Genomic DNA, 11066 nt, shown 5'->3' on the forward strand with positions numbered 1-11066 from the left:
CTTGTCTCCACGACTCAAACGACTAGCCTTAGACATTGACATCCTCCTTTTGTGGTTGGGATAACCAAGCCCCTTATGACCACATCAGGAGGATGTCCCAGTTACCAGCCCTTCCAGCTATTACTAGGAGCGCCCGGAGCTTGCGGAGGGCGCGACCAATCCCCGCTCCCTGAGGAGCGCCCGGAGCTTGCGGAGGGCGCGTCACGAAGGGTCACGCCGGCCGCTCGTTGCGCGCCGCCCGTTCGACGATGGTGGCGATGCGTTTGGTCTTGGTCTCCGGCCGCTTCGCCAGGGCGAGCTGCGACAGTCCGACCTTGCGCGCACTCGGCGGGAACGCGTCCCAGTTGGCCCGCGCGACGGGATCGGCGTCGAGGGCGGCGGCGAGTTCGGGGGATTCGATGAGCGCCTCGGCGTCGTCGAACAGCGTCCACAGGCCGCGGGCCTGAGCGTCGTCGATGACGGCCTGCCCGGCGGGCTGAATGCGGCCGGCGGCCGCGAGGTCGGCGACCCGCGCCTTGTTCGACGCCGACCATCCGCTGTTGCGACCGCGCCGGGTGAACCACATGCCGCGGCGGTCGGCGTCGATGACACGGGTGTGACCGTCGATCCATCCCCAGCACAGCGCTTCGCGCACGCACTCGTCGTAGTCGAGCGGTTCCCGGCCCGAACCCTTGCGCCAGAAGACGAGCCACACCCCCGGCGAGGTCTCATGGTTGTCGCGCAACCACTCTCGCCAGGCCTCGACGGTGTCGAGGCTGAGCTTCGGCGCGTCTTGGGTCGGCCATGTGTTCACCCTAATGACCTCGGCCTTCTCTCGGTACATTTGAGCCGTGAACGAGATCGTCGACTTCGCCGAGAGCTACTGGTGGCTGATCTTCCCGGTCGGCGCGGTCGTCGGCGGGTGGGCCGGTTCGATCGGCAAGTACAACGAGAAGCGACGCAAGGACAAGATCGAGCTCGCCCGGATCAAGGCGAACGCCCAGACCGAACAGCTGAAGCTCACGACGACCTCGGCCGACCAGTTGCGCCGGGTCCGTAAGCAGCACGACGCGCTCAACGAGAAGTGGTTCGCCTACGAACTCGATCTCGCAACACTGATCGAGTACCCGCTGATGACCGACATGCGCGAACCGTTGACGCTCGCCTTCCACCGGGCCCGGGTCCGCGCGGATGATCTACGGCCCGAATCGGATTCCGCCGCCGTCGGCACGGCCGAGGCCTCCATGTCCGCAGCCGACTTCGCCGAGTACCGCGATGCGGTCGGCGACTACGCCGCCGCGTTCGACGCTGCCGAGCGAGAAGCGCGGCGTCGCAAGCAGACCGGGTTCTCCCCCATCGAACGCGAGGCACTCGACCGGGCACGCAAACTCATCAACGTCGCCGCCGACACCGGCGCCACGCCGGCCGAGAGGCAGGCCGCCTACAAGAAGGTCCGTGCCGAGCTCGACGGCATCATCGACGTTCCCCGGGTGGCGGCCGCACATCTCGAACAGCAGATCGCCGGCGCGCTGGAGCGCGGCTCGGACTGAACGTTCCGGGCCGATCAGAGGTCCGGGATCGGGAGATCCAGGTTGGGCGCGATGATCCCGCCGTCGACCTCGAGGATCTTGCCGGTGACATACGCACCGGCGGGCGACGCCAGGTAGAGCGCCGCCGCGGCGATGTCCTCCGGATCACCGAGGCGGTGCAACGGCGTGGAGGTCTCGACCTCGGTGCGCATCCCTTCGTCGCCGGCGACGATCTCCAGCGCCGAGGTCAGGATGGCGCCGGGAGCGATGCCGTTGACCCGGATCTTCGGGTTCAGATCCATCGCCGCGATGCGGGTGTAGTGCGCGAGAGCGGCTTTCGCGGTGCCGTAGGCGGCATAGGCGCGTCCGGGCACGCGGCCGACCGCGGAGGTGATGTTGATGATCGACCCCTGGCCCGTGGTCGCGAGGATCTGTTTGGCGCCGGCGACGACCAGCGCGTGCGCGTTGCCGACGTTGAAGTCGAAGGCGTCCCGCAGGTGCTTGGGACTGGTGTCGAACAACGGCCGCGGCATCGCACCGCCGACGTTGTTGACCACGGTGTCGAGGCGACCGAACTCATCGACCGCGGTCTGAGCGAGTGCCGCCGCGGCGTCGGGATCGGCGAGATCCACGGCGACGGCGTGCGCCCGTCGGCCGGCCGCACGGATGCGCTCGGCGACCTGCGCGAGGTCGGACTCACTGCGGGCCGCGATCACCACGTCGCCGCCTGCCTCGGCGAAGGCGACCGCGATCGCCGCCCCGAGTCCCCGGCTCGCGCCGGTCACGATGGCCACCTGGTCGTCTATCCGGAATCTGTCGAGAATCACCCGTCGACCATGCCACGGCGAGGCACAAAACGAGAACGTGTTCTAGAAATCGGCCGAAACCGGCAGGTCACCCGGGCTCAGTAGTCGCGGTTCGTGGTCACCACGGACAGGAGTTCCTCATCCGCGACGAATCGGCGCAGGTTTTCGGCGACCCACGGCGCGAGCTCACGCGTCAGACCCGACGCCGGGTTGGCGACGTGCGGGGTGATGATCACGTTCGGAAGCGACCAGAGCGGATGGTCGTCGGCGGGCGGTTCCGGATCGGTCACGTCGAGCGCCGCCCCCGCGATCTGCCCGTCGACCAGCGCGCGGTGCAGCGCCTCCTCGTCGACAAGGGGCCCGCGCGCGACGTTCACCACCCACGCGTGTGCGGGTAGTGCGGCGAGGCTCTCGGCGTTGATCATGTGCCGCGTCTCCGGCGTCGACGGCGCGGCCAGCACAACGTGGTCGAACGTCCCCCACAGCTGATCCAACTCATCCGACCGTCGGACCTCGTGCGCGCCGGGCACCTCGCGCCCGGACCGGTTCACCGCGACGACGCGAGCGCCACATGCCCGAAGACGCGGAGCGAGGGAGGCGCCGATCCCGCCGGCTCCGACGATGGCGACCGTGGAACCGTGCAGCGACCGGACCGCGGTGTCGATCCGCTCCTTGTCCCAGTGGCGCAGGACGGCGGTGTTGATCTGACGGAGCCCGGCGAGGAGCAGAGCCAGTGCGTGTTCGGCGACGTTCTCGGCATAGAAGCCGGACGCATTGGTCCAGATCCGACGGTCGTCGAGTACGTCGGCGGCGACGAAATCCTCGATCCCCGCGGTCTTGAGGGCCACCCATTCGACGGCGTCCGGCAGTTCCGGGAACTCCCCGGGCGGCCCGATCCACACCAGCACCCGGGCGTCGTCGAGACCGACGATCCGGCCGCCCGCACCTTCGATCGCGGCGACCAGATGCTCGTCGCGGACGGGTTCGACGGCCACCGCCACCGGCGTCATCGGGCCACCGATCGAGCCGCGGTGGTCGCGAGTTCGTCGGCGATCTCGTTGAAGTGATCGCCGGCATGCCCCTTGACCCAGCGCCACTCCACCTGATGTCGCTTCTCCTCCTCGACCAGACGACGCCAGAGATCCGCGTTCTTGACCGGCTTGCGATCCTTGGTCTTCCAGCCGTTCGCCTGCCAACCGTTGACCCACTTCATGATGCCGTTGCGCACGTAGGTCGAATCGGTGTAGATGATGACGGTCGACGGCCTGGTCAGTGCCGCCAGGCCTTCGATGGCGGCCGTGAGCTCCATCTTGTTGTTCGTCGTATCCGGCTCCGACCCGGAGATCCGCTTCTCGGTGCCCTTGTATCGAAGCACCGCGCCCCAGCCACCCGGGCCCGGGTTGCCCAGGCAGGCACCGTCGGTCGAGATCTCGACGACGGCCGAGCCGGCCGCCGGATCTGCGGAGGAGCCGTCGGTTGCCTGTTTCGCGGAAGCTGTCACGCAGGGAAGCCTACGGCAGCCGCGACCCCCGATCGCAGGCTCACGGCTAGGGTGGAGTCATGGTTGTGTGGGACCCGACACGCTATCTGCAGTTCGCCGACGTCCGTGCGCGTCCGTTTCTCGACCTCATCGCACAGATCCCGACCAACCCGCTGTCGGTGATCGACCTGGGTTGCGGACCGGGTCATCTCACCAAGCACCTTCGGGCACGCTGGCCGTCGGCGGAGATCCTGGGCATCGACGATTCGGCGGAGATGGTCGATCGCGCGATCCGCGACAACACCGATCCGCATGCCAACTACGACGCCGCCGACGTCTCGCAGTGGACGCCTCACCGGCCGGTCGACCTGATGATCTCCAACGCGATGTTTCAGTGGGTACCCGACCACCTCGACGTCATCGACCGACTGCTCGGCCACCTCACCGACGGAGGCGCGTTCGCGCTGCAGGTGCCCAACAACACGGACTCCCCCACCCACTCTGTCCTCGCCGATCTCGCCGCGACCGAGCCGTATCTGGGAGCTTTCGGCGACCTGCGGGCACTGCCCCGACTCGACGCCGAGATGTACCTCGAGTTCTTCGCCGGCCGCGGTTACCACGCCGACGCCTGGGAGACGACCTACTTCCACGTGCTCGACGGACAGGACCCCGTGTTCGACTGGATGTCCGGCACCGGCGCCCGCCCGTACATGCAAGCGCTGTCCGACGAACTCCGGGGGCAGTTCGTCGCCGATCTCAAGCAGCGCCTCGCCGAGGCCTATCCCCGACGCGAATGGGGCACGGTCCTGCCCTTCCGCCGCACGTTCGCGGTGGCCACCCGCCGCTGATCCGCTGGGCGCCGCGATCCAGATCCCAGAGAAACAACTCCCCCACTGCTCCCTTCAGTGTCAGGCTTGTGGAGCCGGAGGATGGCTCGCAAGCTCGCTCCTCCCGGGTCACGCACCGGCTTCGGTTTGGCGTCGACGCTTCTCCCAGCTGACACTTCTGCAACACTGACACCACCTGTCATCTCCCAGGGGGTACATCCATGCGTCGACGCAGCCGGATTCGTCTGCGCCCGGTCCGCCGCGTGCTCGCAGCCGTCGCGATCGCCGCCCTCACGGGCGGCCTGCTCGCCGCTGTGTCCGCACCCGCCGAAGCCGCGGTCTGCAACGCCACCGGCATCACCGGGGGCGATGTCGGCAGCACCGGCAGTTCGGGGTCCAGCGAGCTCGGCTGGGGCAGTCTCGACTTCGGCAGCTATCGGGCGGATGGGAAGAAGCCGCAGGGCCCGCTCCCGAAGCTCACCGGCGCCAGCAAAGCCATCTCCTGGGTGACCGGTCCCCGAAGTCCCGCCCGCACCGACACCCGTTTCGGCATCACCGCGACCGACGTCGGCGTGCCGTGGGACAACGGCTCCGGTCAGATCCTGATGGCCTTCGGTGACACCTGGGGCCGATGCGCGGGGCAGATGGCCTGGAAGCACAACACGATGCTGCGCAGTGACGCGGCTTCGGACCTCGCCAAGGGAATCCGATTCCCGAACGCCGTACCCGGATCGGTCCGGTCGGGCGCCTCGGTGACACCGGCCCACCCGACGTGGGCGCAACCCATGTTCAACGCGGTCGGGGTGCGCAACATCGAGGTCGGGCGGATTCCCACCGGCGGGATCTCGATCAACGGCACGCAGTTCGTCAGTTTCATGTCGATCCACCGGTGGCTTGGCCCAGGCCGCTGGAACACCAACTATTCGGGAATCGCCTTGTCGCACAACAACGGTCAGACCTGGACCGTCGACAGCAACACCCTTCGCTGGAATGCCGATCTGACGGTCCCCGGCGTGCCCCAGGTGAAGCGTGGCCACAACCGGTTCCAGATGGGCGCCTTTCTCCGGAGTGGCGAGTACATCTATCAGTACGGCACCCCGAACGGGCGTTTCGGCTCTGCTCACGTGGCCCGTTTCCGCCCCGCCGACATCCTGAACCTCGACCGGTACCAGTACTTTCGCGGCGGCACGGGCTGGTCGTCGAATCCGGCCGAGGCCACGCCGATCGTCGCCGGCCCGGTCAGCGAGATGTCCGTGGCGTACAACGCATTCCTCGGCCGGTTCATCATGCTGACCGAGCGATCGGGGACGATCGTGATGCGCACGTCGCCGTCACCCGTGGGTCCGTGGAGCGGCGAGCGGGTGCTCGTCTCGCACAAGCAGTCCAGCGGTCTGTACACGCCCTACATCCACCCTCGATCGTCGGGTAGGGACCTCTACTTCGTCGTCTCCCGGTGGGACGACTACAACGTGATGCTGATTCGGACCGACCTGTCGAAGGTACGTTCGTGAGCCGGCGCATCGTGCTGATCCGCGCGGTGAACGTCGGCGGCGCGAAACTACCCATGGCCGAATTACGTGATATGGCAGCCGATCTCGGGGCAACGGAGGTCTCGACCTACATCGCGTCGGGGAACCTGATCTGTTCGCCGCCCGCCGACCCCGAGCGGTTCGACCGCGCGCTCGAGACCGCGCTGCAGGATCGCTACGGCTGGTTCCGGGAGGTCATCAGCCGCTCGCCCGAACAGGTCCGGGCCGCGCTCGAGGCGCATCCGTTCGACGTCGTCGACGACAAATACTCCTACGTGTACTTCCTGACCGGCGAACCGGCGCGCGACAAGGTGGCCGCGTTCGAACGCATGGACTTCGGCGACGATGTGGTCCGCGTCCTCGGGTCCGACCTGCACATCCGCTACGCCGACGGGGCCGGACGATCGACCCTGACCGCACCGGTCATCGCGCGCGGCCTGGGGGTACAGGGCACCGGCCGTAACCTGCGGACCGTGCGCACACTGCTGGAACTCGCCGGCCCCTGAGTGTCGCCCGGTGGCCGGGCTCCCGGCACGGGCGTAGCGTCGGAGAAGTCATCAGGACGAACCAAGCGAACCGCGAACGAGACATTCGCGTCGAGAGGAGTCCGCACATGAGTCAACCGGTCCCGCCGCCCCCACCTCCGCCCGAGCCCGTGCCTGCGCCCGAGCCCATCCCGGAGCCGCCGCCGGAGCCGCCGATTCCCGTTCCGACCCCGCCGCCGGCTCCCGACCCACAGCCGGCTCCCCCGCAGCCGGACCCGCCGCCACGGCCGACGGTGATCTGACCGTCAGCCGCGCGACAGCACTCGGGCGACGCGGTCGAGGTCGGCGAGCTGTTCCTCGCGGGGGGCCTCCCACAGCTTCTTCGGCAGCTTCTCGAGGTCCTTGATCCCGGCTTCGGCTCGGTCGAGGGTTTCGGTCGCCTCCTCGCCACCGAGGTCCACCGATGCGATGAGCCGGTCGTCGAGTTCGAAGACCGCGTCGTCGAGGCGGTTGCGTGCCGCGACGAGTTCGTCGTCGTGCGGGATCGCCGGGTTGGCATGCACGTCGGCGATCGCGTATCGAATGCGCCGATGCAGCAGTGCTTCCCGGGTGTTGTCGGTGGCCCAGCTCTCCGGCGCCCGACCCGGTCGGCCGGGAATCAGGTCGGTGGATCGGGCGAAGGTGCGCACCCGTTTGTCCGAGTCGTACGCGAACCAGGCGGCACCGCCGAGGATGAACAGGGCAACCACCACGGTGGCCACGATGATGATGACCGCGATCATGTGGTCAGCCTACTCAGGACGACTGCACTCCCTTGGGCGCCTTTCCCGACATGAAACCGAACAGGTATCCGGCGACGCGTCGCATCTGGATCTCGTCGGCACCTTCGGTGATCCGGTAGCGCCGATGGTGCCGGTAGATGTGCTCGAACGGCTCGTGCCGCGAGTATCCGCGTCCGCCGAACACCTGCATCGCCTGGTCGGCGGCATCGCAGCACAGCCGGTTCGCCTGGTAGTTGCACATGGAGACCTCGGCCGACGCGGCGAACGGCCCGTAGGTGTCCATCTTCCAGGCGGTTTCGCGGATCAGCGCCCGGATCATCGCGCACCGGGTGTGCAGGTCGACGAGCGGGAACTGGATCGCCTGGTTCGTCGAGAGCTTCTTGCCGAACGGCGCGCGCTCGTTGGCGTAGGCCACCGCACGGTCGACGCAGTGCTGGGCGGCACCGAGACTGGAGGCCGCCTGCCGGATGCGGTTCTCGTTGAAGAAGTGCTGCACGACCTGCAGGCCGGCTCCCTCCGCCCCGAACACCGCGGAGTTCGGCACCCGGACGTCCCGCAGCGTGATGTGCGCGTGGTCGGTGGGCATGTTGAACGTCCAGAGATATTCCTCCACGGCGAAACCCGGATCCTGCGGGTCGACGAGGAACGCCGTGATGCCGCGGGCCTCGCCCGGTTCGCCGCTGGTGCGGGCGAAGATGATGTCGCGATGGGCGGCGTGGATACCGGTGTTCCACGTCTTCTCGCCGTTGATGATCCAGTCGTCGCCGTCGCGGACGGCGGTCGTCTCCATCCACGTGGCGTCGGAGCCGTGGTCGGGTTCGGTTATGCCGAAGGCGAAGAACTTCGTACCCGCGGCCAGGCCCTCCACCCATTCCTCCCGCTGCTCGGGTGTGCCGTACTCGAGCATGAGGAGCAGCCCGATGTTGTTGCCGACGATGGCGTGCTCGTTCTGCAGATCGCAGTGCAGCCCCAGACCTTTCGACGCCAGGTGCTCGCGGATGATCGCCATCGCCAGGTTCGATCCGTCCCGACCACCGAACTCGGACGGGAAGGGGTAGCGGAAGTGGCCGGCCGCATCCGCGCGTCGTCTCGCCTCTCCCAGAAGAGCTTCCCACTCCTTGTTCGGCAAACCACCACGCTCCCAGTCTGTTCGGGAGTCCTCGCGCCGATGGTCGAAGAAGCGGATGTTGTCGTCGGTCTGCTCGAGGGGAATGATCTCCGCCTCGATGAAGGCATCGAGTTCGGCAAGATAGTCGGTCAGCGACTCGGGCAGTGCGAAGTCCACGATGAACCCCTCTCGGTTGGGATCGGATGTCCGGCGGTCACGGGTGAGGGACCGCGAAGTACTTGGGGTTGGCGACCAGGAGTCGCGCCCGCACGTCGGCGACAACGGCGTCACGGACCTTCGGGTCGGTGCCGTCGAGTTCGCCGGAACGCAGGGCCTCGCACAGCGCGTGCTGATCAGTGACCCCGAGCGCACTCAGACGTTGCGCGCTCGCTTCGGCGTCCCGTGCACCGGTGAGCATCTGTCGACGCACGACGTCGACGACGTTGCCGGCCACTCTCGTATGGAAACGCACCTGCGGCGACAGGTCTGCCTGTACCGCGTCGGACCGCAGGAATTCGGTGAGCGCCTCGAGTAGTTCGACTGCAGTCGGTGAACCGTAGAGATCGTTGTCCGGTTCCTCGCCCGGCGCCTCGGCCAGCGGATCGGGTACCGGTCCCGGCGACACGAGACCCAGGTCGAGCAGTGCGTCGAACTCCTGCTCGGCACTTCGGCGTCCGATCGCGGCCAGTTCGACGGATCGTTCGACGCCATCGAGGTGCCGGGCGGCCTGCACCGCGCAGATCAGTCCCCACTTGACGGTGGCGTAGAGCTCCCACCAGCGCAGGGCTTGTTCGGTGGGACGCCAACCCGCCTCGCGCGCATAGGCGTCGAGGAGCGAGGTCCGGTCACCCATCCCGGCCACGGGCGTCGACCCTCCGAAACGCCACGCCTTCGCACATAGCCAACCGAGGTCCTCGACGGGATCGCCGAGGTGCACCAGTTCCCAATCCAGAACCGCAGCAACTCCTTCGGCGTCGACGAGCAGATTTCCCAGCCGGAAGTCGCCATGCACGAGCGTGTGCCGTGGTGACGGTTCGGGCCGGTTGTCCGTGAGCCACTGGGTGGCCAGCACCAGGCCGGCCGGCATCGCATCGAACTCGCGTGGGAACAGGTCCCGCAAACCGTCGATCGGATCGCCGAGATCACCGAGACCGGGCGTCTGTGCGACGTCTATCCGGTGGATACGTGCGAGGATCTCGCCGCACTGATCGACGAATCCGGCGCGCGCACCCTCGTAGGCATCGTCTCGCAGAATGCGCCGCGGGATGGATTCTCCGTCGATGAAATTCATTGCCAGATAGGGGAATCCCAGCGCGTTGTCGTCCTCGTCGAATCCGGCGTCGAGGATCTCCGGCACCGGCACCCCGGCGTCGGCGGCGGCACGCAGGACCTGCGCCTCGGCCCGCAGTCCGCCGTCGTCGGTTGCAGCGGGAACCGCGCGGATGATGATCGGCTCGACCTGCCCGGTTCCGTCGACGAGGGTGGCCGCGTACGTCGCCCTGCTCGCGCCCGCCGGCAGGAGTCTCGCGCCCTCGACCGAGAGCGTGCCGCCACGCTTGTCGGCGAGGCGGGACGCGATCTTCGCGGCGACACCGTCCGCTTCCGGTACTCCCACGCCCGATCCGTCCCTTCGCACCGTCGCCCGGCGGATGTAACCGCCACCACAGCGAAGCTAGCACGGGATCTGAATCCGGCCTCAGAAATCCAGGCCCGGAGTCTCAGGACTTCGGTGCCTGGAACTCCGGTTGGTCGATGATCCGCACCCACGATCCGTCGGCCTGCCGCGCCACCACCTGCGCGCGGGCGCCTGCACCATCACGGGGTGGAGTCGACGTGAGTGCGAGATCGTCCCCGAATACCAGGGTCGGCAACGGCGGTTCCGGCGCGAAGGTCGGCCGGTGCGCCAAGACCGATGCCCAGAGATCCCGGATCGCGGCCCGTCCGCGCGTGACCTCACCGCGCCGGCCCCGGGGCCGCACCGTCGATCTCGCCTCGCTGCGCGACCGATCGCTCATCTGCCTGCCCCGCGGCGCGGGTATCCGAAGCGTGTTCGACGCGGCGGCCTCGGTCGCCGGAGGAGCCATCCGACCCGCGATCGAGGCCTCGTCGCCGGACGCCATCATCGAGTTGGTCTGCAGCGGAATGGGAGTCGGCATTCTCAGCGAGTCGATCGCCGCGGCCGACGACCGCGTGGTCGGGGTGCCGATCCGGGATGTCGATGCCACCGCACATCTGGGATTGCTCTGGAGGCCGGGAAACTCCGCTGCTGCAGCACGGTTCGTCGAAATTGCCCGGAACGCGTTCGGGAAGAACGGTTGACCTTGTTGCTCGGGGAGCGGTGGCTCAGCATATCCCCCGCTCCCTGAGGTGCGAGCTTGCGAGCCCGACCTCTGCTCCCTGAGGTGCGAGCGAAGCGAGAGGGTCCTATAGCTTGTCAAGTGCTCCGAGGTCAGTGGTGAGGTCGCGGAACACTTCGCGGGCGATGTAGCGCTTGAGGCAGCGGAGGATGTCTTTCTTCGTTTTGTGTTCGGCGGAACGTCG

General features: G+C 67.8%; 11 protein-coding genes and 2 pseudogenes. 5 read left to right on the plus strand and 8 right to left on the minus strand.

Translation table 11 applies throughout. The annotated features are described in order from the left end of the window. Positions 1-211: 211 nt before the first annotated feature. A pseudogene (locus JW364_RS23545) lies at positions 212-785 on the minus strand (YdeI family protein). A gap of 45 nt (positions 786-830) precedes the next feature. On the opposite strand from JW364_RS23545, the gene JW364_RS23550 reads away from it, so the two are divergent. Beyond that, on the plus strand, positions 831-1529 hold the full coding sequence (locus tag JW364_RS23550) for a hypothetical protein (protein ID WP_068971451.1): 699 nt from the start codon (positions 831-833) through the stop codon (positions 1527-1529). Positions 1530-1543: 14 nt separating this feature from the next. On the opposite strand, the gene JW364_RS23555 is transcribed toward JW364_RS23550, so the two are convergent. The 3 genes from JW364_RS23555 to rnhA all read right to left on the minus strand — a co-directional run bounded on the left by JW364_RS23555 (position 1544) and on the right by rnhA (position 3815). Continuing rightward, positions 1544-2335, minus strand: a complete 792-nt coding sequence (locus tag JW364_RS23555) for an SDR family oxidoreductase (RefSeq protein WP_068971452.1) — start codon at positions 2333-2335, stop codon at positions 1544-1546. 77 nt (positions 2336-2412) lie between these two features. Beyond that, positions 2413-3324 (minus strand): D-isomer specific 2-hydroxyacid dehydrogenase family protein, encoded by a 912-nt coding sequence (locus JW364_RS23560; protein ID WP_068971453.1) that lies wholly within the window; start codon positions 3322-3324, stop codon positions 2413-2415. Continuing rightward, complete coding sequence (gene rnhA / locus JW364_RS23565) at positions 3321-3815, minus strand: ribonuclease HI (protein WP_068971454.1); 495 nt, start codon at positions 3813-3815, stop codon at positions 3321-3323. The genes JW364_RS23560 and rnhA overlap by 4 nt, the downstream gene beginning before the upstream one ends. 59 nt (positions 3816-3874) lie before the next feature. Here rnhA and JW364_RS23570 point away from each other — a divergent pair, with 59 nt between their 5' ends. From JW364_RS23570 to JW364_RS23580, 3 genes are all read left to right on the plus strand, one after another. Further along, positions 3875-4642 carry a methyltransferase domain-containing protein gene (locus tag JW364_RS23570; RefSeq protein ID WP_137811002.1) on the plus strand — a complete coding sequence of 256 codons (768 nt, stop codon included), beginning with the start codon at positions 3875-3877 and terminating at the stop codon, positions 4640-4642. A gap of 200 nt (positions 4643-4842) precedes the next feature. Next, on the plus strand, positions 4843-6132 hold the full coding sequence (locus JW364_RS23575; RefSeq protein WP_068971455.1) for a DUF4185 domain-containing protein: 1290 nt from the start codon (positions 4843-4845) through the stop codon (positions 6130-6132). Then, positions 6129-6656 carry a DUF1697 domain-containing protein gene (locus JW364_RS23580; RefSeq protein WP_068971456.1) on the plus strand — a complete coding sequence of 176 codons (528 nt, stop codon included), beginning with the start codon at positions 6129-6131 and terminating at the stop codon, positions 6654-6656. The genes JW364_RS23575 and JW364_RS23580 overlap by 4 nt, the downstream gene beginning before the upstream one ends. A gap of 284 nt (positions 6657-6940) precedes the next feature. On the opposite strand, the gene JW364_RS23585 is transcribed toward JW364_RS23580, so the two are convergent. The 4 genes and pseudogenes from JW364_RS23585 to JW364_RS23600 all read right to left on the minus strand — a co-directional run. After that, positions 6941-7417 (minus strand): hypothetical protein, encoded by a 477-nt coding sequence (locus tag JW364_RS23585; RefSeq protein ID WP_065629435.1) that lies wholly within the window; start codon positions 7415-7417, stop codon positions 6941-6943. 13 nt (positions 7418-7430) lie between these two features. Continuing rightward, positions 7431-8702: an acyl-CoA dehydrogenase family protein gene (locus JW364_RS23590; RefSeq protein ID WP_137811003.1), complete on the minus strand. Its 1272-nt coding sequence runs from the start codon at positions 8700-8702 to the stop codon at positions 7431-7433. A 37-nt stretch (positions 8703-8739) separates the two neighbouring features. Further along, complete coding sequence (locus tag JW364_RS23595) at positions 8740-10140, minus strand: phosphotransferase family protein (protein WP_137811004.1); 1401 nt, start codon at positions 10138-10140, stop codon at positions 8740-8742. Positions 10141-10243: 103 nt separating this feature from the next. Further along, a pseudogene (locus tag JW364_RS23600) lies at positions 10244-10483 on the minus strand (DUF4440 domain-containing protein); the annotation flags it as partial. Here JW364_RS23600 and JW364_RS23605 point away from each other — a divergent pair. After that, positions 10473-10844 (plus strand): LysR family transcriptional regulator substrate-binding protein, encoded by a 372-nt coding sequence (locus JW364_RS23605; protein ID WP_223258956.1) that lies wholly within the window; start codon positions 10473-10475, stop codon positions 10842-10844. The pseudogene JW364_RS23600 and the gene JW364_RS23605 overlap by 11 nt on opposite strands. The last annotated feature ends 222 nt before the right edge of the window (positions 10845-11066 follow it).

Origin of the sequence: Gordonia sp. BP-119 (assembly GCF_016924115.1) — a bacterium.
Classification (GTDB): domain Bacteria; phylum Actinomycetota; class Actinomycetes; order Mycobacteriales; family Mycobacteriaceae; genus Gordonia; species Gordonia hongkongensis.

Excerpts from the sequence above, each read along its gene's own strand:
- JW364_RS23570 (WP_137811002.1), top strand. The coding sequence starts at position 3,875 with ATGGTTGTGTGGGACCCGACACGCTATCTGCAGTTCGCCGACGTCCGT.
- JW364_RS23575 (WP_068971455.1), top strand. The coding sequence starts at position 4,843 with ATGCGTCGACGCAGCCGGATTCGTCTGCGCCCGGTCCGCCGCGTGCTC.
- JW364_RS23560 (WP_068971453.1), bottom strand. The coding sequence starts at position 3,324 with ATGACGCCGGTGGCGGTGGCCGTCGAACCCGTCCGCGACGAGCATCTG.
- JW364_RS23585 (WP_065629435.1), bottom strand. The coding sequence starts at position 7,417 with ATGATCGCGGTCATCATCATCGTGGCCACCGTGGTGGTTGCCCTGTTC.